Genomic DNA, 21,951 nt, shown 5'->3' with positions numbered 1-21,951 from the left:
TGCAGCGGGTTTCAGTGCATCGGCACGCCGGCTTCGGCGAACAGCAGCTCCTCGATCAGCAGGTTGGCGAGGTCGTCGCCCTGCCGCCACAGCAGCATCAGCGCGACGCGCTTGACCGCCGGTTCGTCGATGGTGGCGGCGCTGCTCTGCATCAGCCGGTCGATCAGCAGCTCGCGCTGGGCGGTGCCGAGCGCGCCGGAGGCCGACAGGTAATGGAAGAACGACTGCGCCGCCTCGCTCAGGCGCGCCTCCTCGCGCGGATGCAGCAGGCGCGGCAGCTGGGCCGCCTGGTCGAGCGCGGCGTAGGGCGCCAGGTCCAGCTCGTCGAACTCGGACAGCCAGTCGAGCGCCTCGCCGATCTCATCCTCGTCGAAGCCGGCCGCAGACAGCCGCTTGGCCAGCGTGCCGTGGTCCGGACAGTTGTCGAGCGTGAAGTACTGTTCGAATAGGTAGGCAAGGACGTCGAACATCGGGCGGGGGACCTCGGTCGGGCGGAATGCTGAAAGGGCTCAGGCCAGCCGCTGGAAGCGGCCGCCGGGCAATCTGGCGACCAGCCCGGCAAGCTCGAGCGTCAACAGCATCGCGTAGCCTCGATCGGGCGTCAAGCCGGCCCGGCCGAGCAGGGTCTCGACGTCGAGCGGGTCGTGGCCGAGCGCCGCCAGCAGCGCCGCGGCCTCCGCGTCGACCGCCGGCGCCGCCGTTTCGGCCACGGTTCCGGCCCGCGGGCGACGAGCGGCATCCTGCCGCCGCCGAGCTCGTCGACGATGTCGGCCGCGGTCTCGACCAGCTTGGCGCCCTGCTTGATCAGCTGATGGCAGCCGCGCGCGACCGGCGAATGGATCGAGCCTGGGATCGCGAACACCTCGCGGCCCTGCTCGGCCGCCTCGCGCGCGGTGATCAGCGAGCCGCTCTGCAGCGCCGCCTCGACCACCAGCACGCCGCGCGCCAGGCCCGAGATGATGCGGTTGCGGCGCGGGAAGTTGCCGGCGCGGCCCGGCGTGCCGAGCGCGAACTCCGACACGATCACGCCCTCGGCCGCGATCTGCCGCGCCAGCGCGTGGTTGCGCGCGGGGTAGACGATGTCGAGGCCGGTGCCGACCACCGCGATGGTCGAGCCCATGCCGGCCAGGCCGCCCTGGTGCGCCGCGGCGTCGATGCCGAGCGCCAGGCCCGAAGCGATGGTCCAGCCTTGGCGCGACAGCTCGCGCGCGAAGGCCTCGGCGTTCTGCAGGCCCTGCGGCGTGGCATTGCGGCTACCGACCACGGCGATGCTGGGCGCGGCGAGCAGCTCGACCCGGCCCTTCACATAGAGCAGCGGCGGCGGATCGGCGATTTCGAGCAGGCGCGGCGGGTAGTCGGCGTCGGCCAGCGTCAGCAGCCGGTTCTCCGGCACCTCGAGCCAGGCCAGCGCGGCCGCCAGCTCATCGGCCGCCGGCCCCTGCCGGATCGCCTCGGCCAACTTGGCCGGCACCAGCCGCGCCAGGCTGGCCGGACTGGCCGCCAGCACCCGGGCCGGATCGCCGAAGGCCGACAACAGCCGCACCATCGCCGCCGGCCCGACACCCGGCACCAACGCCAGCCGCAGCCAGCTCTCGCTATCGGCGTCACGCATGGCGCGCCTCCATCCAAATACCTAAGCAGGCATACGTCGTGCGGAGCCCATGCCGTGGCAATGGGAGAAGCGCAAATAAACGGCTGAAGGAGATGCGAGCGAGCGCAGCGAGGCTCCCTCTGACCCACCCCACAAAGTCTGCGACTTTGCGGGGACTTCGCGGCGGCGAGGGCGGGGGGAGTCGGGATAAATCAAGGCTCGCCGTTGGTCGAGCACTCACATCCTCGCAACCCCCGGCTTTGCCGGGGCAGCGCCGCAGCCCAAGCTGCGATGAAGACTGAAAATGCACCAGGCGAGCATAGCGAGGCTCCCTCGCGGCGGCGAGGGCGGGGGAGTCGCGATAAATCAAGGCTCGCCGTTGGTCGAGCACTCACATCCTTGCAACCCCGGCTTTGCCGAGAGCAGCGCCGCAGCCCAAGCTGCGATGAAGACTGAAAATGCGCCAGGCGAGCGCAGCGAGGCTCCCTCGCGGCGGCGAGGGCGGGGGAGTAGGAATGAATCAGGGCAAGCCGCAGCTCGAGCCCACTCCGAACACAAACGCCCGGCTTCGCCGGGCGCTTGCACTGCAGGCTGAGCTACAGCCAAAGTCCGCATAAGCTCAAGGCTTGCGTACTTCGTCGAGCAGATTGACCGACTGGTTGCTGTCGAGCACCAGACCATAGGCCAGCTTGGGGAACACGCGGTAGATGAACACGCTGCCGTTGCGCTCGAGCGGCGTGTACAGGTCGGCCTCGCCGCGCTTCTCCTTGCGCACCAGCCGCTGCGCCTTGTAGGCGTACAGCACGTGGCCGGGCGCCAGGCCGTCGCGGCCGCCCTTGTTGATCACCACCGTGGTGTAGGGGCCGGCATCGTTGACGCCGCCGTAGGTCGAGATGACCTTGCCGCGGATGTCGTTGTCGGGCACGCGCGGCACGTAGTTGGTGAACTCGCGCGGCGGCTTGGCGATCAGCCGGTCGCCCAGCACCACTTCCTGGTTGGTGTTGACGATCTGCAGCGAGCTGACGTCGGCCACCTCGCGGCTGACCGCCTCGCCGACGTAGGTGACTTCGTAGCCGAGCACTTCCTTGGTATCCGGATCGCGCAATTCCTTGCCGCCGTGGAACACCTGGAAGACGTCGCCCTTCTTGCCGCCGAGGCCCACCGCGTAGGCGCGGTCGCCGGTCGCGATGGCGACGCGGTCTTCCGGGCCCAGCGCGATGCGCGGGCGTTGGCGAATTCCCGCTCGTCGACCACCAGCGGGCGCTGCAGGAACGGCTCGATCGCCTGGGCCGGGATGGCCGGCGCGGCCTGCGGCTCGAACTGGGTGACGCGGATGCGCGGGTCGAGCTTCTGCCGGGCGCGCATCCCGTCGGTGTCCTTGTTGCCCAAGAGGCGCAGGCGCGGGCTGCCGCCGCTGGTGTCGAGCACGATCACATCGCCCGGATAGATCCAGTGCGGGTTCTTGATCTCGTCGCGGTTCATGTTCCAGATCTGCGGCCAGCGCCACGGATCCTTGAGGAACTTGCCCGAGATGTCCCACAGCGTATCGCCCTTGACCACCACGTAGCGCTCGGGCGCGTTGTCCTGCAGCTTGAGCTCGTCGGCCAGGGCCGGCAGTGCGGCCGCCAGCGTTATAATGACGCCAGATACCAGTCGGGAAACGAGATTGGAACGGATTGCGGACGGGCGCATTGATGGCTTCCTTGTTCGACTCGGCTTCGAAATGTTTTATGCCGAGGTCATTTAATCCAATTGCTCGGATTCTGCATCCAAATACTTAAGCTAGCAAGAAAACATGGCGATTCTGAATATCCTGCATTACCCGGATGAGCGGCTGCATAAAGTGGCCAAGCCGGTGGAAAAAGTCGACGACGAGATCCGCCGGCTGATCGACGACATGGCCGAGACCATGTACGCCGCGCCGGGCATCGGCCTGGCGGCCACCCAGGTCGACCGCCATCTGCGCCTGATCGTGATCGACGTCAGCGAAGACAAGAGCGGGCTGATCGCATTGGTGAACCCGAAACTCATTTCGCTCGACGGTAAAACCCGATTCGAGGAAGGCTGTTTGTCGGTGCCGGGGATTTACGAAGAAGTCGAGCGCGCCGAACGGGTCACCGTCGAGGCGCTCGATCGCAACGGCGATTCCTTCCGCCTAGACGCCGAGGGCTTGCTGGCGATCTGCATTCAGCACGAAATCGATCATCTGGACGGCAAGGTGTTCGTCGAGAAGCTGTCGCGGCTCAAGCTCGACCGGATCCTGGTGAAGTTGAAGAAGAATCAGCGGAAGACCCTTTAGACCTTGCGCAGGCCGGGTGAAATCGACCGGCAGCTCAGTCCCCGGCCAAGCCGGGGACTTCAGGTCAGTGAGTATTCACGCAGCGGGTCTACCTGATTCATCCCTACTCCCCCGCCCTCGCCGCCGCGAGGGGGCCTCGCTAGCGCTCGTCCGCTCTCCGTTAGCCAGAATGGTCCACACTCCATAGATGGGGGTGCGGATTCGGAACTACGCACCGATCGTCACCGGACGGACAAGTAATTCATTCAAAAGGTAGGCGGCGCCAATGGCTTGGCCTCGCCTTCGCCCCTTTTATATAAATGGCCCACACACCATGAAACTGATCTTCGCCGGCACGCCGGATTTCGCCGCCGCGGCGCTCGATGCGCTGCTCGCCGCCGGGCACGAGGTGCCGCTGGTGCTGACCCAGCCCGATCGGCCGGCCGGCCGCGGCATGAAGCTGGTCGCTTCGCCGGTCAAGCAACTGGCCGAGCGCCACGGCATCGCCGTCTACCAGCCCGAGCGGCTGCGCACGGCCGAGCAGCAGGCGCCGGTGGCGGCGGTCGAGGCCGAGCTGATGGTGGTGGCGGCCTACGGCATCATCCTGCCGCAGGCGGTGCTCGACCTGCCGCGCCACGGCTGCCTCAACATCCACGCCTCGCTGCTGCCGCGCTGGCGCGGTGCAGCGCCGATCCAGCGCGCGATCCAGGCCGGCGACGGCGAAACCGGCATCACCGTCATGCAGATGGACGCCGGCCTCGATACCGGCGCGATGCTGAGCACGCACCCTGTAGCCATCCTGCCAAACGACACCGCCGCCAGCCTGCACGACAAGCTGGCGGCCGAGGGCGCCCGCGCGATCGTCGAGGCGCTGGCCCGGCTGCCTGCGCTGCAGGCGGCCGCCGTGCCGCAGCCGGCCGAGGGCGTGACCTATGCCGAGAAGATCCGCAAGGACGAGGCGGCGATCGACTGGACCCTGCCGGCCGAGCAGCTGGCCCGCAATCTGCGCGCCTTCGATCCCTTCCCCGGCTGCACTGCGCGGCACGGCGAGGCGATCGTCAAATGCTGGGCCGGCGTGGCCGAGGCCGACGGCGCCGTCGCGGGCCGGCCGGGCGAAGTGCTGTCGGCCGACGCGCACGGCATCCGGGTCGCCACCGGCGCCGGCGTGCTGCGGCTGACCGAGCTGCAGCGGCCCGGCGGCAAGCGGCTGCCGGCACAGGCCTTCCTTGCCGGCGGCGCGCCGGCGGTCGGCGAGCTGCTGGGCTGAGCGCGCGGCGCTAAATCATTGAATTCCCTGGAGCCCGGCCCCATCTAAGCAGGGACGGCGCCGATCGGGCGCCTTGCAATCCGGAGGACGAGACGATGTTCGGCAACTGGTTCAAGACCACGCTCCTGATGGCGGCCTTCGTGGCGCTGTTCGGCGCGATCGGCCTGGTGCTCGGCGGCCGCACCGGCATGCTGGTGGCGCTGCTGTTCGGCGGCGCGATGAATATCTGGGCCTGGTGGTTCAGCGCCGACATGGTGCTGCGCATGTACGACGCGCGCGAGGTCGACGCCCGCAGCGCGCCCGAATTCCACGCCATGATCGCCGAGCTGGCGCAGCGCGCCGGCCTGCCGATGCCGCGCGTCTACATCATCGACGAGGCGCAGCCGAACGCCTTCGCCACCGGCCGCAGCCCCGAGCACGCCGCGGTGGCGGCCACCACCGGCATCATGCGGGTGCTCACCGCGCGCGAGCTGCGCGGCGTGATGGCGCACGAGCTGGCCCACGTGAAGCACCGCGACACGCTGATCTCGACCATCTCGGCCTCGATCGCCGGGGCGATCTCGGCGCTGGCCAACTTCGCCATGTTCTTCACCGGCGGCCAGCGCGACGAGGAGGGCGGCGGCGTCAATCCGCTGGTGGCGCTGCTGGTGATGATCTTCGCGCCGGTGGCGGCGATGCTGATCCAGCTGGCGATCTCGCGCTCGCGCGAATTCGGCGCCGACGCCGGCGGGGCCGCGATCGGCGGCGACCCGGGCGCGCTGGCCGACGCGCTGCTGAAGATCGAGCGCTATGCGCAGGGGCTGCCGCTGCACGCCGCCGAGGCCCACCCGAGACCGCGCAGATGATGATCGTCAACCCGCTGCACGGCGGCGGCATGACCGAGCTGTTCCGTACCCACCCGCGCACCGAGGAGCGCGTGGCGCGGCTGCGGGCGATGGCGGCCGGCAGGCGGTACTGAGCAGGACACGAGCGCCGCGCCGGCCGGCCCGGCGCGCTACCATGGACACAGGACGGGGCGCCTCGCCCCGTCCTTTCATTTGCACCACCGGAAATCGCCACCTTATGTACGTGACCCAGAAACTCGCCAGCGAAGCCGTGGCCGCCGTGCTCGACGGCCGCAACCTGACCGACGTGCTGGCGCGCCAGCGTAGCCGCGAGGCGCTCGAACCGCGCCAGCGCGCCGCGATCCAGGACATCAGCTACGGCACGCTGCGGCGCTGGGGCGAGATCGAATTCATGCTCGGCCAGCTGCTGAGCCGGCCGGACACCGACCCGGCGCTGCGCGCGTTGCTGGCGACCGGCCTGTACCAGCTCGGCTGGGGCCGCGCCGCGCCGCACGCGATCGTCGACCATGCGGTCAAGGTCGCCTCGCGCATCCAGGCCGGCCGCGGCAAGGGCCTGGTCAACGCGGTGCTGCGCAACTTCCTGCGCCGCAAGGACGAACTGCTGGCCGCGGCGCGGCAGGACGAGCGCGCGCGCTGGAATCATCCCGGCTGGTGGGTCGCGGCGATGAGGGAAGCCTATCCGGAACATTGGCAGGCAGTGCTGGCGGCCAACGACCAGCATCCGCCGATGAGCCTGCGGGTGAACCTGCGCCAGGGGACGCGCGAGGCCTATCTCGCGGAGCTCGAGGCGGAAGGCCTGGCCGCCGCGGCCGATGGCGCGGCCGGCCTGCGCCTGGCCCAGCCGGTGCCGATCGAGCGGTTGCCGCGCTTCCAGGACGGCGCCTGCTCGGTGCAGGACATCGGCGCGCAATGGGCCGCGCCGCTGCTCGACGTCGCCGACGGCATGCGGGTGCTCGACGCCTGCTGTGCGCCGGGCGGCAAGACCGGCCACCTGCTCGAGCTGGCCGACTGCACGCTGACCGCGCTCGACGCCGACGCCGAGCGGCTGCGCCGCGTCGCCTCCAATCTCGAGCGATTGGGCCTCGCCGCCGAACTCAAGGTCGGCGACGCCGGTCAACCGGCAGGCTGGTGGGACGGCCAGCCGTTCGACCGCATCCTGGCCGACGTGCCGTGCTCGGCCGCCGGCGTGGCGCGGCGCCATCCGGACATCAAGTGGTTGCGCCGACCCGACGATTTCGCGCAATTCGCCACGCAACAGGCGGCCATACTGGCGGCGCTGTGGGGCTGCCTGAAACCGGGTGGTAAACTGCTTTACGTAACCTGCTCGGTCTTTCCGCAGGAAAATCAACAACAGGTCGCCGACTTCCTCTCGCGTCATGCCGACGCCCGGCGGCTGCCCTTGCCGGATCACCTACCCGACGACGGGCAACTGCTGCCGAACGATCGCCACGATGGGTTTTTTTACGCGCTGCTGTACAAGACTCCGACTTAGCCTGCTGGCCTTGCTGGCCGGCCTGCTCATGGCGCAGGCGGGCGCGGCCGGCATCCGGCTCGAAAGCGCGGCCGGGCTCGAGAGCGAAGGCCGGCTGGCGCTCGACGCGCGCTACGTGGTGAGCCTCGACGCGGTGCACGAGAACGCGCTGCTGGCCGGCGTCCCGCTGGTGTTCGCGGTCGAGTTCACCCTCACCAAGCCGCGCTGGTACTGGGCCTGGCGACGCATGGCCGACTGGTTCAATCCCACCGCGCGCATCGAATACAAGCTGTCCTACCACGCGCTGACGCGCAGCTACCGCGTCGGCGTCGGCACCCTCTACCAGAGTTACGACACCCTCAGCGAGGCGCTGCGCGGGCTCGGCGTGGTGCGCGACTGGCAGGTCGCCGAGCGCGGCTCGGTCACCCGCAAGCTCGACAGCCGCTTCGCCGGCGAGCTGACGATGCGGCTCGATACCTCCAGGCTGCCCAAGCCGCTGCAGCTGAGCCTGCTCGGCGACGACTGGACGCTCGAGTCCGCCACGACCGCCGTCGAATTCGGCGAAGCGAAATAGCGCAGGTCCCCATGCCCGTTCGCAATACCCTGATCCTGCTCGGCTCGCTGGGCGTCATCCTGCTGTTCCTGCTCGCCACCGCGGCCGGCAATTCGACCGTGTTCGGCCGCTATTACGAGCCGCTGCTCGGCCTCAACATCCTGATGATCGTCGGCCTCGCCGCGCTGGTGGCGACGCGGCTCCTGAAGCTGCGGCGCCAGGTCAGCGCCCGGCTGTTCGGTTCGCGCCTGGCCTGGCGGCTCACCCTGATGTTCGCGCTGGTGGCGGTGCTGCCCGGCGCGCTGGTCTACACGCTGTCGGTGCAGTTCCTCACCAAGTCGATCGAGACCTGGTTCGACGTGCGCGTCGACAGCGCGCTCGACAGCGGCCTGAACCTCGGCCGCAAGGCACTCGACTATTCGCTCGACGACCTCAAGCAGAAGGCCCACTACATGGCCGGCGAGCTGGCCGGCGATTTCGACGCCCAGGCGCTGACCACGCTGTCGCGGCTGCGCGAGCAGTACAACGTGCAGGAGGCCAGCCTGTTCGACGGCCGCGGCCGGGTGATCGCCCACGTCGGCGACGAATACGCCAACCCGGTGCCGCTGGTGCCCGAGCGCAACGTGCTCAAGCAGGTGCTGGCGCAGCAGCCCTACCGCGAGCTCGAATCGACGCCGAGCTACGGCCTGAGCCTGCGCGTGATCGTGCCGGTGAACCCGAGCTACGGCAGCGGCATCGGCGTCGAGACGCGCGCGCTGCAGCTGATCCAGCCGGTGCCGCGCCAGCTGGCGCGCGACGCCGAGCAGGTCGAGGAGATGCGCAACAACTACAAGCTGCTGTCGCTGTCGCGCTCGGTGCTGAAGAAGAGCTACGGCCTGACGCTGACGCTGGCGCTGCTGATGGCGCTGCTGGCCGCGGTGGTGCTCGGCATGTTCCTGTCGGAAAAGCTCGCCGCGCCGCTCACCGTGCTGGCGGCCGGCACGCGCGCGGTGGCGCAGGGCGACTATTCGCAGGTGCAGCCGGTGGTGAGCCAGGACGAGCTCGGCACGCTCACGCACAGCTTCAACCGCATGACGCGGCAGCTGTCGGAGGCGCGCGACCAGCTCGAGCGCGAGCAGCGCGAAACGGTGGCGGCCAAGGCCTACCTCGAGACCGTGCTGGCCAGCCTGACCGCCGGCGTGCTGACCTTCGACGAGCGCTGGAAGCTGCGCGCCGCCAACCTCAGCGCCGAGGCGATCCTGCATGCCGAGATCGAGCGGCTCGACGGCCTGCGGCTCGAGCTGTGGCCCGAGCGCTTCCCGCACCTGGCCGGCTTCGCCGAGGGCATGATGGCGGCCTTCGGCGAGATCGACGGCGACTGGCACCGCCAGCTCGAGCTGCCGTTCGAGGGCAGCACCCGCATCCTGCTGACCCACGGCGCGCGGCTGATCGCCGAGGGCGAACGGCGCGGCGCGGTGGTGGTGTTCGACGACGTCACCGACCTGCTGCGCGCCCAGCGCGACGCCGCCTGGGGCGAGGTGGCCAAGCGGCTGGCGCACGAGATCCGCAATCCGCTGACGCCGATCCAGCTGGCCGCCGAGCGGCTCGAATTCAAGCTGGCGGACAAGCTCGACGATCCAGGCCGCGAGGTGCTGACGCGCTCGACCCACACCATCGTGGCCCAGGTCGGCGCGCTCAAGCGGATGGTCGACGAATTCCGCGAATACGCGCGCCAGCCCTCGCTGCAGCTGGTGCCGGTCGATCTGCGCGCGCTGCTGGACGAGGTGATGGTGCTGTACGAGAGCGCTCCGGTCGAACGCGAAACGGTGGGCGAGGATGCGCTCCGCGTGATGGCCGACCCGACCCGGCTGCGCCAGGTGGTGCACAACCTGCTCAAGAACGCGCAGGAGGCGGTCGGCGAAGATATCTTCGCGCGCATCAAGCTGCGTACCGAACGACGCGGGAAAACGGTACGATTGTCGGTCGAAGACAACGGTCCGGGTTTCGACGAGGCAATTTTGCAACGTGTCTTCGAGCCCTATGCAACAACCAAGCAGAAGGGCACCGGGCTCGGCCTGGCCGTGGTGAAGAAAATCATCGACGAACATCACGGCCAGATCGCGGCCTTCAACGTGGAGCCGCACGGCGCCTGCGTCCGTATCGATCTGCCGATCGCAGATCAAACAGGGGAGAGAACGAGTGGGTAGTAACGACATCCTGATCGTCGACGACGAGATCGGCATCCGTGAATTGCTGTCGGAAATCCTGCAGGACGAAGGCTATCGCGTCGCGGTGGCCGAAAACGCGGCCCAGGCCCGCCAGATCCGCAACCAGGGCCGCCCGGCGCTGGTCCTGCTCGACATCTGGATGCCCGACACCGATGGCGTGACCTTGCTCAAGGAGTGGGCCAGCAACGGCCAGCTGACCATGCCGGTGGTGATGATGTCCGGCCACGCCACCATCGACACCGCGGTCGAGGCTACCCGCATCGGCGCGTTCGACTTCCTCGAGAAGCCGATCGGCCTGCAGAAGCTGCTGGCCACCGTGAAGCGCGCGCTCAAGCACGGCGAGGTGCAACCCAAGGTGGCCGAGAATTCGCTGGCCGCGCTGGGCAAGAGCCCGCAGATCCTGATCCTCAAGAAGCAGCTCGACCAGGCGCAGAGCCTGTCGTTTCCGCTCCTGATGACCGGCGAGCCGGGCAGCGGCTTCGTCACCTGCGCGCGCTACCTGACGCCGCCGACCGCGCCCTTCGTCGCGCCCGACAGCCAGGACGCGCTGGTCGAGAGCGGCGCCGACCTGGTCGCCCGCGCCGCCAACGGCACGCTGTTCCTGCGCGACATCGGCCACTACGAGCGGCGCGCCCAGGCCGCGCTGGTGGCGCTGCTGCCGCGGCTGGACAAGCACAATGTGCGGCTGATCTGCGCGACCTCGAAGAGCCTGCCCGAGCTGATCGACCGCTTCGACCCGGCGCTGTTCACCTACCTGTCGCAACTGGTGGTGCCGCTGCCCGCGCTGCGCGAGCACCGCGACGACATCCCGGAGCTGGCCGAGCACATCCTGGCCAGCGTGGTCGAGGCCAACAAGACCGGCCCGCGCCGCTTCAGCTCGGCCGCGCTCAACGCCTTGCGCCAGCACGACTGGCCGGGCAACCACGAGCAGCTGCACAACATCGTCAAGAGCCTGGCGCTGACCTCGACCGACAGCGACATCGACGCCGCGCCGGTCAGCCGCGTGCTGGCGCAGTTCTCGCCGCCGCGCGCGCAGGCCGTCATCGCGGCCGGCCCGCAGTTCAACTTCGACCAGCCGCTGCGCGAGGCGCGCGACGAGTTCGAGCGCGCCTACTTCGAGCACCACATCGGCCTCGAGGGCGGCAATATGAGCCGCGTGGCGGACAAGGTCGGGCTCGAACGGACGCACCTCTACCGCAAACTCAAGCAGCTCGGCGTCCAGGTCATCAAGCGGCCGCGGGCCTAGTTGGCTTGGATCGCCGGTCGGAGGGCCACCGGCAGTTCAGCGCCCGGCAAAGCCGGGCGTTTGAACACCGGTGAGTGTTCAACTTTGGCTTGATCCCTGATTCATCCCGACTCCCCCGCCCTCGCCGCCCCGGGGCCCCACAAAGTCGCGACTTTGTGGGGTGGACCAGAGGGAGCCTCGCTGACGCTCGCCAATGGTGCGTTGAACCGTTCGCCCCGCGCACAGCCGTTCATGTCGGGGATTGCCGCGACTCCAGCGTCGGCACACGGGTTCCCAGGCGCCTGAACCCGTAGTCATCCACACACGATCGTTTTGAGGCTCATCAAGGCTATGTCCGCCATCCTCGCCATCGCCCTCGGCGCCGCGCTCGGCGCGCTGGCCCGCTGGGGCCTGTCGCTGTGGCTCAATCCGCTGTTCCCCACGCTGCCCTACGGCACCCTGGCCGCCAACCTGGTCGGCGGCTACCTGGTCGGCGTCGCCTACGCTTTCTTCGCCCATTTCGGCGATCTCGCGCCCGAGTGGCGGCTGTTCGCCGTCACCGGCTTCCTCGGCGGCCTCACCACCTTCTCGACCTTCTCGGCCGAGGTCGTCACGCTGCTGCGCAACGACCAGCCGGGCTGGGCGCTGGCTGCCGCCGGCGTTCACCTGCTCGGCTCGCTGCTCCTCACCGCAGCCGGCATGGCGAGTGCGCAATTGTTGCTTCGGCGCTAAGAAAATGACAATTACCTACCGTTCGTCGGCCTGGCTAAGCCTCTCGTGGACGTCGTCATCGTCCTGCCCTATTACTTCCATCGCCTTGTCATAAATACGAGTCCGATCGGCGCAGCAGACGCCTGCACGGACCATGCACCGGCCATCCCTCGCTACCGGTGCGACTTTCCCAGGAAACATCACTTACGGGTTACCCATGCTCTTCCGGCCGACCGGCTGAGCGCGGGCAACACTTGGTTTTTCGCGGCCGGATGCACGCATCGGGCTGCGTGGAACGTCGCGCTCTGCCCAACCGGCAGGGCGCGCGGGGAGGCCGTGGGGCGACCGGACCGGTCGTCCGTAAGCGGCCAAATGCGGGGTAACCCCCGCGTGCAATCGAGATGAGGAAGGATCACCATAATGAAGCAAGGAAACACCTGCGTAGTGCGTCCCTGATGCTGTCGGTCCTGGTCGGCGCTGCCCTCGGTACCGTCGCCGCCGAGCGCGTCGATCTGGAACACATGCCGGCAGCATTCGCCGCGCAGACCAATGCCCGCACCGCGGCCATCACCAGCGGCACGGCCACCATCCAGCGCACGCTCGGCCTCGCCGCCGACGAAGCCCAGGCGGTGCGCAGCCAGACCCTGCCGAACGGCAAGGTCATCACCCGCTACCAGCAATTCCACCAGGGCGTGCCGGTCTGGGGCGAAGCGATCGTCGAGCACCGCCTGCCCGGCGTCGCCGCCGCCAAGCTGTCCGGCACCGTGGTCAACGGCCTGGCCCAGGACCTGCCGAGCGCCAAGCCGACCATGCCGGCCGCCATGGTGCTGGCCCAGGCCAAGAACCTGGCCCTCAAGGGCAAGAGCGCCAAGGTCGAGAACGAGCAGGCCAAGCTGTACGTGAAGCTCGATGCCAACGGCCGTGCCCGCCTGGTCTACCTGGTGTCGTTCTTCGTCGAAGACGCTTCGGCCCCGTCGCGTCCGCACTTCTTCATCGACGCCAACACCGGCGCCGTGCTCGAGCGTTGGGAAGGTCTCGCCCACAAGGATGCGACCGGCCCCGGCGGCAACCAGAAGACCGGCCAGTACGAATACGGCACCGACTTCGGCCCGCTGGTCGTGACCGACGACTGCAAGATGAACAGCGGCAACGTGATCACGGTCAACCTGAACCACGGCACCAGCGGTTCCACGCCGTTCCAGTTCGCCTGCCCGCGCAACACGGTGAAGCAGATCAACGGCGCCTACTCGCCGTTGAACGACGCCCACTACTTCGGCAACGTCGTGTTCAACATGTACCAGGACTGGTTCAACCTGCGCCCGATCAGCCAGACCCTGTACATGAAGGTGCACTACAGCACCAACTACCAGAACGCGTTCTGGGACGGCTCGGCCATGAGCTTCGGCGACGGCGGCAGCACCTTCTACCCGCTGGTGTCGCTCGACGTGTCGGCGCACGAAGTCAGCCACGGCTTCACCGAGCAGAACTCGGGCCTGACCTACTCGGGCCAGTCGGGCGGCATGAACGAAGCCTTCTCCGACATGGCCGGCGAAGCCGCCGAGTTCTACATGAAGGGCAGCAACGACTTCCAGGTCGGCGCCGAGATCTTCAAGGCCGCCGGCGCGCTGCGCTACATGGACAACCCGCCGCGTGACGGCAGCTCGATCGGCAATGCCGCCGACTACCGCAGCGGCATGGACGTGCACTACTCGAGCGGCGTCTACAACAAGGCCTTCTACACGCTGGCCAAGACCGCAGGCTGGGGCACGCGCAAGGCCTTCGAAGTGATGGTCGATGCCAACCGCCTGTACTGGACCGCCAACAGCACCTTCAACGAAGGCGCTTGCGGCGTCGAGAAGGCGGCCGACAACCGTGGTTACAGCAAGGCCGACGTGACCGCCGCCTTCGCCGCGGTGGGCGTGAGCTGCAACAGCAACCCGAACCCGAACCCCGGCGGCACCGTGCTGCAGAAGGGTGTGCCGGTGACGGGCCTGACCGCCGCCAAGGGCGCCGAGCTGCGCTACACCATGGTGATCCCGGCCGGTGCCAAGAACCTGACCTTCAAGATCTCGGGCGGCACCGGTGACGCCGACCTGTACGTGAAGTTCGGTTCGGCTCCGACCACCAGCTCGTACGACTACCGTCCGTACCTCAGCAGCAACAACGAGACGGTGACCATCGCCTCGCCCAAGACCGGCACCTACCACCTGATGCTGCGCGGCTACGCCGCCTTCAGCGGTGTCACGCTGGTCGGCAACCACCAGTAATCCACCCCCTCGGCCCCTCTCTCCTGTGCGGGAGGGAGGGGCTTTTTCGTGCCCGATCGGTGGTTTCGCCGGGCGGCACGCGACGCGCCCGCCGGCCGCTTCCGCGGCATGGCCGGGCCGCGCCGCGCGCCGGGTGGACGACGCCTTGCCGATCGCGCCCGACCCAAGGAGCAGATCATGCAACGCAAGCTGATTCCCCTGCTGTTGGCCGGCCTCGCCGCCGGCAGCCTGGCCGGCGCCGCGCCGGCCCCGAAGAAGGTCTGGATCACCCTCGGCGACGCCGCTTACGCCGAACTGCAGAAGCTGGCGCCGCAGGCGCTGGCCGCCGAGAGCCGCGCCATGCCGGCCAGCGCTGGCGTCGGCCGCAGCGGCGGCCTGGAGCGCGTACACGTGGTGCAGGTCGACGAGGCCGTGCTCGACGGCCTGTCCGAATCGATCCACCACCAGCTCAACCACTGCGGCGGCTACATGGTGCACCGCACCGAGACCGAGGCGCGCAGCACGCTGGGCCGCCAGACCGCCCTCCTGGCCACCGCCACCGCGACGCGGCCGAGCTACGCGATCGACAACCAGGCCACCGTCAACCCGCTGCTGCCGCAGATGCAGGAAAGCAATATCGCCGGCACCATCAACAGCCTGTCGTCCTACACCAACCGCTACTACACCAGCAGCCACGGCGTGAACGCCTCCAACTGGCTGGCGCAGCAGTGGCAGCAGATGGCCGGCAGCCGCAGCGACGTGACGGTCGAGCAGTTCGCCCACACCGGCTGGTCGCAGAAATCGGTGATCCTGACCATCAAGGGCACCGACAACGCCAGCGAAGTCGTGGTGATCGGCGGCCACCTCGATTCGATCAACGGCAGCGGCGGCTCGGCCGAGACCATGCGCGCACCGGGCGCCGACGACGATGCCTCGGGCATCGCCAGCCTCACCGAAACGGCCCGGATCATGCTGTCGACCGGCTACAAGCCGCGCCGCACCATCAAGTTCATGGGCTACGCCGCCGAGGAAGTGGGCCTGCGCGGCTCGCAGGACATCGCCAAGAAGTTCAAGGCCGACGGCGTCAACGTGGTCGGCGTGATGCAGCTGGACATGACCAACTACAAGGGTTCGGCCAACGACATCTATATCTACACCGACTACACCGACAGCCAGCAGAACACCTTCCTGGCCAACCTGATCACCACCTACCTGCCCACGCTGAAGGTCGGCTACGACAAGTGCGGCTACGGCTGCTCGGACCACGCCTCGTGGAACGGCCAGGGCTACGTCGCCTCGCTGCCGTTCGAGGCCGCCTTCAATCAGGACAACCCCTACATCCACTCGGTCAACGACACCTACGCCAACTCGGGCAACCAGGCGGCGCATGCGCTGAAGTTCGCCCGCCTGGCGCTGGCCTACGCGGTGGAGCTGGGCAGCGACGGCAGCGGCACACCGGGCGGCGGCGACAAGGTGGAGACCTTCACCGGCAGCGTGGCCAAGGGCCAGAACGTGAACTACGGCCCGTTCGCCACGGTGGCCGGCAGCACCTTCAAGGCCGAGATCACCGGCACCGGCGACGCCGACCTCTACGTGCGCAAGAACGCCGCGCCGACCACCAGCACCTACGATTGCCGCCCTTACCAGTCGGGCAGCAACGAGACCTGCTCGGTCAACGTGACGGCCAACGGCAACGCCTACGTGATGGTGCGCGGCTACACCGCGGCGGCCTACACGCTGAAAGTGACCTACCGCCCGCAGTAAGGGGGCGGGTCGTTCGTTTCGAATTGCGCGAGAGATTGACGGCCCGGGGCGACCCGGGCCTTTTTTGCGTCCGCGGCCGCCGCGAGCGACGGGTGGAAAAGCTCGCTAGACTTCGCGGGGAAGGGAGACCGCCGATGAAGAACCAGCAAGCCATGCAGCGCCTGCTGGCGACCGTGCCGCTGTTCCAGGGCCTGTCGCCGGAAGAGTTGCTGCTGTTCCTGTCGCACTGCCGCCAGCAGGAGATCGCCGACCAGGTCGTCGTCGTGCGGGAAGGCGAGCACGGCCGCCACCTGTACGCGGTGATGAGCGGCAAGCTGCAGGTGCAGCGCCGCGGCCAGGCCGGCGAGACGGTGGAGCTGGCGACGCTGTCGGCCGGCGACGTGTTCGGCGAGCTGGCGCTGATCGATTTCGGCGAGCGCTCGGCCTCGGTGGTCAGCAGCGAGCCGTGCCGGCTGCTGGGATTCGACCGGCTCGACATGGTGAAGCTGCCGGCCGAGCTGGCGGCCAAGCTCTACCGCAATGTCGGCACCCTGATGGCCGAGCGGCTGCGGCGCAGCAACAGCCTGGTCACCGTGCTGCTGGCGCAGCGCGAACTGCCGGTGCTGCAGGACAAGGCCGAGGCGGCCGAGGCAGACGGCAATGGGTACAGCATGCCGAAGCAGCGGGTGGTGATCAGGCGTTGAAAGCCGTGAAATGTGAAACGTGACATGTGAAACGTGGACCCCATCCCCCTCCTAGCCTCCCCCTTGAAGGGGGGGACAGGGAGCGCAGATCCCGATCGCCGGTGACCGTCATACGTGTCGCAATATGGCTCCCTCCCCTTCAAGGGGAGGGTCGGGGAGGGGATGGGGTGACAGGTTTCACCTTTCACATTTCACGTTTCACCTGCCGTTCCCACCCTTCCCCCTGCGCCCATCCCCCTTGCCAACGGCCGGCCGACGGCCGCCGCCGCGCGCCGAGGGATTCGCCGTCCCCGGCCCGCCGCCGCCGCGCGCATTGCCGGCCGGCGCCTTGAGCTGGCGCTCGCCCGGCCGCTCGGGCGGGATCAGGTGGTGGGCGCCGTGGCCGATCAGGTCGCGCCGGCCCATGTTCAGCAGCGCCTCGCGCAGCATCGGCCAGTTCTTCGGGTCGTGGTAGCGCAGGAAAGCCTTGTGCAGCTTGCGCTGCTGGCCGTCGCGGATCACCGCGACCTTGTCCGAGCTGCGGCTCAGCTTCTTCAGCGGATTGCGCCGGGTGTGCCACATGGTGGTGGCCATCGCCATCGGCGTCGGCGTGAAGGCCTGCACCTGGTCGGGCCGGAAGCCGTGCTTCTTCAGCCACAGCGCCAGGTTCAGCATGTCTTCGTCGGTGGTGCCCGGGTGGGCGGCGATGAAGTAGGGGATCAGGTACTGCTCCTTGCCCGCCTGCTTGCTGAAGCGGTCGAACAGCTCCTTGAAGCGCTCGAAGGCGCCGATGCCCGGCTTCATCATCATGTCGAGCGGGCCGTCCTCGGTGTGCTCCGGCGCGATCTTCAGGTAGCCGCTGACGTGATGGGTGACCAGCTCCTTGATGTACTCGGGCGAGCGCACCGCGATGTCGTAGCGCAGACCCGAGCCGATGGTGATCTTCTTCACGCCGGGGATCGCGCGCGCCTTGCGGTACAGCTGGATCAGCGAGGAATGGTCGGTATTCAGGTTCTCGCAGATGCCCGGGTAGACGCAGGACAGCCGGCGGCAGGCAGACTCGATCTTCGGATCCTTGCAGGCCAGCCGGTACATGTTGGCCGTCGGGCCGCCGAGGTCGGTGATATGGCCCTTGAAGCCGGCCGTCTTGTCGCGGATCTCCTCGATCTCGCCGAGGATCGATGCTTCCGAACGGCTCTGGATGATGCGGCCCTCGTGCTCGGTGATCGAGCAGAAGGTACAGCCGCCGAAGCAGCCGCGCATGATGTTGATCGAGAAGCGGATCATCTCCCAGGCCGGGATATGCGCATCGCCGTAGGACGGATGCGGGTTGCGCGCATAGCGGCGGCCGAACACGTAGTCCATCTCGGGCGTGGTCAGCGGGATCGGCGGCGGGTTGATCCAGACGTCGCGCTCGCCGTGCAGCTGCACCAGCGCGCGCGCATTGCCCGGGTTCGATTCGAGGTGCAGCACCCGGCTGGCGTGGGCGTACAGCACCGGGTCGTGGGCGACCGCCTCGTAGGCCGGGATGCGCACCACCGTCTTCTGGCGGGCTTCGAGCTTCTGCCGCAGCCGCTCGGCCTTGCTGACCAGGCGGATCGGCATCACGACGGGCTGAGGGTTCTGCAGGTCGGACTTTAGGTCCGACGGCGCCCCATCCACCGTCGCCGTCGGACATGAAGTCCGACCTAGCTCCGGCAGCGCCCCGTCCGCCGTCGGACCTAAAGTCCGACCTGCGGGCTCGGGTTCCATCGCGTACGGATCGGGATGCGCATCGACGCGGCCGGGCAGGTCGACGGTGGTCGAGTCCTCCTCGCTCCAGCCCTCGTCGGGCCGCCAGCCGTGCGGCACGATGAAGGCGGTGCCGCGGATGTCGCGCATGTCGCGCAGCTTCTCGCCGGCGGCGGCGCGCTGCGCCACCTCGACCAGCGCGCGCTCGGCGTTGCCGAACAGCAGGATGTCGGCTTTGGCATAGACCAGCGCCGACTGGCGCACCTTGTCGCTCCAGTAGTCGTACTGGGCGATGCGGCGCAGCGAGGCCTCGATGCCGCCGATCATGATCTGCACGCCCGGGTAGGCCTCGCGGCAGCGCTGCGAGTAGACCGTCACCGCGCGGTCGGGCCGCTTGTCGGGCGCGGCGTGCGGGGTGTAGGCGTCGTCCGAACGCGGCCGGCGGTCGGCCGTGTAGCGGTTGATCATCGAATCCATGTTGCCGGCGGTGACGCCGAAGAACAGCCGCGGCCGGCCCAGCGCCTTGAACGCCTCGGCGCTGCCTCCGTCGGGCTGGGCCAGGATGCCGACGCGCAGGCCCTGCGCCTCGAGCAGCCGGCCGACCAGCGCCATGCCGAAGCTCGGGTGGTCGATATAGGCGTCGCCGCTGACCAGGATCACGTCGCATTCGTCCCAGCCGAGCGCGTCCATTTCGGCCCGGCTCATGGGCAGGAAAGTGGCCGGCTTGCGCGGCGCGACGCCGGCGGGCAGTTGGTAGATGGGCTGGGGACTGGCGGACATGGGGCGATCGGGCATTGCGGGCAATCGGCGATTTTCTCAGAAACCGCCCGACAAGTCTCGAAAAATGCTTTTATTTCATCGAGATAGCATGAAGACGGAGCGTAGCCCGTCAATGCTTTCACCGCAGAGGACACAGAGGACACAGAGGACACAGAGGACGCGGAGGAAATGGAAGCGGAAAGCCCGCGGCCGATGGGCCGGTACCAGCGTCCCCTCGCTTTTCCTCCGCGGTAAAGCGTTGTCCCAACCAGCTCCGCTAAGCCTGCCGACCGTGATCCTGCAAGGTCTCGAACACGATCTCGAGGTTGTGCTCGCCGTCGGCCAGCCACATGGTGCCGTCCTGGATCGTGCAGCTGAGCTGCATGGTGCGCGCGGCCATCGCGTCGAGCGCTGCCAGCGTGGCCTCGTCGACCGATACCACGCTGAGCTTGTCGAGCTTGCGCAGCGCGCCGGCGTTCTGCTGCCACCACACCGGCAGCGCGCGGCCGCCGTAGGCGTACAGCCAGACCTCGTCGGACTTGCCGCAGGCCTGGCGCAGCCGCCGTTCCTCGGGCAGGCCGAGCTCGATCCACAGCTTCACGTCGCCGTAGTCGTGGTGCTCCCACAGGTCCGGCTCGTCGTCGCTGCTGATGCCGCGGGTGAACTTGAGCGCCTCGGAGGCGTGGCGGGCGAAAGCGACCAGCCGCAGCATCATGCGCTCGGTGGTCTCGGACGGATGGCAGGCCAGCGTCAGGTTGTGGCCGCCGTAGTAGCCGCGGTCGAGGTCGGAGACCTGCAGGTCGGCCTTGTAGATGGTTGCGCTGAGCGCCATGGCGGTCTGGTCCGGAGGGAAGCGGGGAGGGCGCGATTCTACCGCGCTACACTGCGGCCTTTGCATGCGAAGGCACCGCCATGACCACCATCTATCACAACCCGCGCTGCTCCAAGTCGCGCGAGACGCTGGCCTTGCTGGCCGAGCGCGGCGTCGAACCCGAGGTGGTGCTCTATCTCGACGCGCCGCCCGATGCGGCGACGCTGGAGACGCTGCTGGCCCAGCTCGGCTTCGACGATCCGCGCCAGCTGATGCGTACCAAAGAGGCCGAATACGCCGAGCTCGGGCTGGACGACCCGCAACTGGGCCGGGCCGCGCTGCTGGCGGCGATGGCGGCGCATCCGCGGCTGATCGAACGGCCGATCGTGGTCAAGGACGGCCGCGCCGTGCTGGGCCGGCCGCCGGAAAATGTGCTGGGGCTGTTCGACTGAGGCGCCGCCATGCGCAACGGCCGGAGCAAGGTGCGCCAGAGAACCCGTAGGTCGGGCCTTACGCCCGACGGCGCCGCCTATCGAGATCGCCGTCGGGCGTAAAGCCCGTCCTGCGATGGATGCCTTCACGGCTTACGCCGGGCGCCGCCGCAACCGGCGATGAACGCCGTCGCAGGAGCGGCTTCAGCCGCGAATGATCGACATTTCAGCTCAGCCGTTCGCGGCTGAAGCCGCGCCTACATGCGCGACCCGAGGCGCTTCGTCAGGCGATACCTGCGTAAGCAAGGAATTCCGCCACCGCGCCGCGCAGGGCCTCGTCGCCGAGCGCCAGCAGGTTGTCGCCGACGTACCACTCGAAATAGCAATGGCCGAGCAATTCGCCCGGCAGGGCCGCGCCGAACAGCCAGATGCCGCGCTCGGCCGCCAGCCGGTCGCGCGCCGCGTTGGCCGCCTGCTCGCTGCACGACAGGTGGACGTGGAACAGGTTCACCTGCGGCGCGGCCGGATTGAGCCGCAGCGCCGGGAATTCGCCGAGCAGCCGCGCCACTTCATGGGTCCGCGCCAGGCAGGCCGGCATCTGCGCCAGCCGCGCGTCGAACTGCATGGCGGCCGCCACCACGTAGGGCGAACGCTGCCACAGGTTGCCGCCCATGCGCTTGAGCCAGACCGCGGCCGGCACGATCAGCTCGGGCTGGCCCAGCAGCATGGCGCCGCCCATGCCGCCGATGCCCTTGTAGAACGATACATAGGTCGAATCGAAACCGGCGCAGACCTCGGCCAGCGGCCGGCCGTAGCCGGCGGCCGCCTCCCACAGCCGGGCGCCGTCGAGGTGCAGATGGACGCCGCGCGCGCGGCAGGCGGCCTTGAGCGCTTCGAGCGCCTCCCATTCGGGCAGTTGGCCGCCGATCTCGCGCATCGGCAATTCGTACAGCGCCGCGCCGAGCCGGTCGTGGCAGGCCGCCAGGTGGCGCGCATCCCACACCCGGCCGGGCTCGCCGACGGTGAGCAGCTCGAAATGATCGAGCAGCTGGTAGTTGCCGCGCTCGTGACGGTAGACGTGGCCGGTCGGGTGCATGACCGCCTTGCGGCTGCCGCGCGCCTCGCAGGCCAGCCGCAGCGCCACGGTCTGGGCCAGGGTGCCGGTCGGCATGAAGACGGCGGCCGGATAGCCGAGCAGGGCGGCGACCTTGCGCTCGAAGGCCTGGATCAGCGCGCCCTCGCCGTACTGGTCGTGGCGCACGTCGTGGGCGGCGCACCAGTCGGCCATCGCGGCGAAGGTTTCGGCCGCGGGCGCGGTGGTGGCGCGATGGCCGGGGACGATGGTGTGGCAGCGCTGGCGCAGTTCGAGCGGGGTCATGGGAACACTCTGCAGGGAAGG

At 68.6% G+C, this 21,951-nt stretch carries 20 protein-coding genes; 12 read left to right on the top strand and 8 right to left on the bottom strand.

Translation table 11 applies throughout. The features are described 5' to 3' along the window. Nucleotides 1-11: 11 nt before the first annotated feature. The 5 genes from H9L41_RS00490 to H9L41_RS24170 form a co-directional block, all read right to left on the bottom strand. Nucleotides 12-470 carry a Smg family protein gene (locus tag H9L41_RS00490; protein ID WP_028447199.1) on the bottom strand — a complete coding sequence of 153 codons (459 nt, stop codon included), beginning with the start codon at nt 468-470 and terminating at the stop codon, nt 12-14. A 39-nt stretch (nt 471-509) separates the two neighbouring features. After that, on the bottom strand, nt 510-662 hold the full coding sequence (locus H9L41_RS25385) for a DprA-like winged helix domain-containing protein (protein ID WP_308419679.1): 153 nt from the start codon (nt 660-662) through the stop codon (nt 510-512). Beyond that, nucleotides 602-1,612, bottom strand: a complete 1,011-nt coding sequence (gene dprA, locus H9L41_RS00485; protein ID WP_308419561.1) for a DNA-processing protein DprA — start codon at nt 1,610-1,612, stop codon at nt 602-604. The genes H9L41_RS25385 and dprA overlap by 61 nt, the downstream gene beginning before the upstream one ends. A gap of 598 nt (nt 1,613-2,210) precedes the next feature. Next, nucleotides 2,211-2,672: a hypothetical protein gene (locus tag H9L41_RS24175; protein ID WP_265583900.1), complete on the bottom strand. Its 462-nt coding sequence runs from the start codon at nt 2,670-2,672 to the stop codon at nt 2,211-2,213. Beyond that, nucleotides 2,558-3,283: a LysM peptidoglycan-binding domain-containing protein gene (locus tag H9L41_RS24170; protein ID WP_265583899.1), complete on the bottom strand. Its 726-nt coding sequence runs from the start codon at nt 3,281-3,283 to the stop codon at nt 2,558-2,560. The genes H9L41_RS24175 and H9L41_RS24170 overlap by 115 nt, the downstream gene beginning before the upstream one ends. A gap of 103 nt (nt 3,284-3,386) precedes the next feature. Here H9L41_RS24170 and def point away from each other — a divergent pair, with 103 nt between their 5' ends. The 11 genes from def (at nt 3,387) to H9L41_RS00425 (ending at nt 16,841) form a co-directional block, all read left to right on the top strand. Further along, nucleotides 3,387-3,890, top strand: coding sequence for a peptide deformylase (gene def, locus H9L41_RS00475; protein WP_028447202.1), 504 nt, complete (start codon nt 3,387-3,389; stop codon nt 3,888-3,890). 313 nt (nt 3,891-4,203) lie between these two features. Beyond that, nucleotides 4,204-5,136, top strand: a complete 933-nt coding sequence (gene fmt / locus H9L41_RS00470) for a methionyl-tRNA formyltransferase (protein WP_028447203.1) — start codon at nt 4,204-4,206, stop codon at nt 5,134-5,136. Between the two features lie 95 nt (nt 5,137-5,231). Then, on the top strand, nt 5,232-5,981 hold the full coding sequence (gene htpX / locus H9L41_RS00465) for a zinc metalloprotease HtpX (protein ID WP_308419560.1): 750 nt from the start codon (nt 5,232-5,234) through the stop codon (nt 5,979-5,981). A 217-nt stretch (nt 5,982-6,198) separates the two neighbouring features. Next, on the top strand, nt 6,199-7,473 hold the full coding sequence (gene rsmB / locus H9L41_RS00460; protein WP_028447205.1) for a 16S rRNA (cytosine(967)-C(5))-methyltransferase RsmB: 1,275 nt from the start codon (nt 6,199-6,201) through the stop codon (nt 7,471-7,473). Next, a complete protein-coding gene (locus H9L41_RS00455) occupies nt 7,433-8,026 on the top strand; it encodes a DUF4390 domain-containing protein (RefSeq protein ID WP_028447206.1) in 594 nt (197 codons plus the stop codon). The genes rsmB and H9L41_RS00455 overlap by 41 nt, the downstream gene beginning before the upstream one ends. A gap of 11 nt (nt 8,027-8,037) precedes the next feature. Then, on the top strand, nt 8,038-10,191 hold the full coding sequence (locus H9L41_RS00450) for a sensor histidine kinase (RefSeq protein ID WP_028447207.1): 2,154 nt from the start codon (nt 8,038-8,040) through the stop codon (nt 10,189-10,191). Beyond that, nucleotides 10,184-11,458 carry a sigma-54-dependent transcriptional regulator gene (locus H9L41_RS00445; protein WP_028447208.1) on the top strand — a complete coding sequence of 425 codons (1,275 nt, stop codon included), beginning with the start codon at nt 10,184-10,186 and terminating at the stop codon, nt 11,456-11,458. Before H9L41_RS00450 ends, H9L41_RS00445 begins: the two co-directional genes overlap by 8 nt. Nucleotides 11,459-11,788: 330 nt before the next feature. Next, nucleotides 11,789-12,169, top strand: coding sequence for a fluoride efflux transporter CrcB (gene crcB / locus H9L41_RS00440; RefSeq protein WP_028447209.1), 381 nt, complete (start codon nt 11,789-11,791; stop codon nt 12,167-12,169). A 434-nt stretch (nt 12,170-12,603) separates the two neighbouring features. Then, nucleotides 12,604-14,415 (top strand): M4 family metallopeptidase, encoded by a 1,812-nt coding sequence (locus tag H9L41_RS00435; protein WP_157462100.1) that lies wholly within the window; start codon nt 12,604-12,606, stop codon nt 14,413-14,415. A 177-nt stretch (nt 14,416-14,592) separates the two neighbouring features. Continuing rightward, on the top strand, nt 14,593-16,158 hold the full coding sequence (locus tag H9L41_RS00430; RefSeq protein WP_028447211.1) for a M28 family metallopeptidase: 1,566 nt from the start codon (nt 14,593-14,595) through the stop codon (nt 16,156-16,158). 134 nt (nt 16,159-16,292) lie between these two features. Then, the gene (locus tag H9L41_RS00425) at nt 16,293-16,841 is read left to right on the top strand and encodes a cyclic nucleotide-binding domain-containing protein (protein ID WP_051319253.1); all 549 of its coding nucleotides are present in this window, start codon (nt 16,293-16,295) and stop codon (nt 16,839-16,841) included. Nucleotides 16,842-17,039: 198 nt separating this feature from the next. Here the strand turns inward: H9L41_RS00425 and H9L41_RS00420 are convergent, their stop codons facing one another. Both H9L41_RS00420 and H9L41_RS00415 read right to left on the bottom strand, forming a co-directional pair. Beyond that, on the bottom strand, nt 17,040-19,331 hold the full coding sequence (locus H9L41_RS00420) for a YgiQ family radical SAM protein (RefSeq protein ID WP_051319254.1): 2,292 nt from the start codon (nt 19,329-19,331) through the stop codon (nt 17,040-17,042). A 256-nt stretch (nt 19,332-19,587) separates the two neighbouring features. Beyond that, nucleotides 19,588-20,142 (bottom strand): YaeQ family protein, encoded by a 555-nt coding sequence (locus H9L41_RS00415; RefSeq protein WP_028447212.1) that lies wholly within the window; start codon nt 20,140-20,142, stop codon nt 19,588-19,590. Nucleotides 20,143-20,222: 80 nt separating this feature from the next. Between H9L41_RS00415 and arsC the strand changes: the two genes are divergently transcribed. Then, nucleotides 20,223-20,573, top strand: a complete 351-nt coding sequence (gene arsC, locus H9L41_RS00410; protein ID WP_028447213.1) for an arsenate reductase (glutaredoxin) — start codon at nt 20,223-20,225, stop codon at nt 20,571-20,573. Nucleotides 20,574-20,835: 262 nt separating this feature from the next. Here the strand turns inward: arsC and H9L41_RS00405 are convergent, their stop codons facing one another. Then, the gene (locus H9L41_RS00405; protein ID WP_028447214.1) at nt 20,836-21,930 is read right to left on the bottom strand and encodes a threonine aldolase family protein; all 1,095 of its coding nucleotides are present in this window, start codon (nt 21,928-21,930) and stop codon (nt 20,836-20,838) included. Between the last annotated feature and the right edge of the window lie 21 nt (nt 21,931-21,951).

Source organism: Chitinimonas koreensis, from assembly GCF_014353015.1.
Classification (GTDB): domain Bacteria; phylum Pseudomonadota; class Gammaproteobacteria; order Burkholderiales; family Chitinimonadaceae; genus Chitinimonas; species Chitinimonas koreensis.
The sequence above is the reverse complement of the archived record's forward strand: the minus strand, read 5'-3'. Positions and strand labels throughout refer to the sequence as shown.

Excerpts from the sequence above, each read along its gene's own strand:
- H9L41_RS00490 (WP_028447199.1), bottom strand. The coding sequence starts at position 470 with ATGTTCGACGTCCTTGCCTACCTATTCGAACAGTACTTCACGCTCGAC.
- dprA (WP_308419561.1), bottom strand. The coding sequence starts at position 1,612 with ATGCGTGACGCCGATAGCGAGAGCTGGCTGCGGCTGGCGTTGGTGCCG.
- H9L41_RS24170 (WP_265583899.1), bottom strand. The coding sequence starts at position 3,283 with ATGCGCCCGTCCGCAATCCGTTCCAATCTCGTTTCCCGACTGGTATCT.
- def (WP_028447202.1), top strand. The coding sequence starts at position 3,387 with ATGGCGATTCTGAATATCCTGCATTACCCGGATGAGCGGCTGCATAAA.
- fmt (WP_028447203.1), top strand. The coding sequence starts at position 4,204 with ATGAAACTGATCTTCGCCGGCACGCCGGATTTCGCCGCCGCGGCGCTC.
- htpX (WP_308419560.1), top strand. The coding sequence starts at position 5,232 with ATGTTCGGCAACTGGTTCAAGACCACGCTCCTGATGGCGGCCTTCGTG.
- rsmB (WP_028447205.1), top strand. The coding sequence starts at position 6,199 with ATGTACGTGACCCAGAAACTCGCCAGCGAAGCCGTGGCCGCCGTGCTC.
- H9L41_RS00455 (WP_028447206.1), top strand. The coding sequence starts at position 7,433 with ATGGGTTTTTTTACGCGCTGCTGTACAAGACTCCGACTTAGCCTGCTG.
- H9L41_RS00450 (WP_028447207.1), top strand. The coding sequence starts at position 8,038 with ATGCCCGTTCGCAATACCCTGATCCTGCTCGGCTCGCTGGGCGTCATC.
- crcB (WP_028447209.1), top strand. The coding sequence starts at position 11,789 with ATGTCCGCCATCCTCGCCATCGCCCTCGGCGCCGCGCTCGGCGCGCTG.
- H9L41_RS00435 (WP_157462100.1), top strand. The coding sequence starts at position 12,604 with ATGCTGTCGGTCCTGGTCGGCGCTGCCCTCGGTACCGTCGCCGCCGAG.
- H9L41_RS00430 (WP_028447211.1), top strand. The coding sequence starts at position 14,593 with ATGCAACGCAAGCTGATTCCCCTGCTGTTGGCCGGCCTCGCCGCCGGC.
- H9L41_RS00425 (WP_051319253.1), top strand. The coding sequence starts at position 16,293 with ATGAAGAACCAGCAAGCCATGCAGCGCCTGCTGGCGACCGTGCCGCTG.
- H9L41_RS00420 (WP_051319254.1), bottom strand. The coding sequence starts at position 19,331 with ATGTCCGCCAGTCCCCAGCCCATCTACCAACTGCCCGCCGGCGTCGCG.
- H9L41_RS00415 (WP_028447212.1), bottom strand. The coding sequence starts at position 20,142 with ATGGCGCTCAGCGCAACCATCTACAAGGCCGACCTGCAGGTCTCCGAC.
- arsC (WP_028447213.1), top strand. The coding sequence starts at position 20,223 with ATGACCACCATCTATCACAACCCGCGCTGCTCCAAGTCGCGCGAGACG.
- H9L41_RS00405 (WP_028447214.1), bottom strand. The coding sequence starts at position 21,930 with ATGACCCCGCTCGAACTGCGCCAGCGCTGCCACACCATCGTCCCCGGC.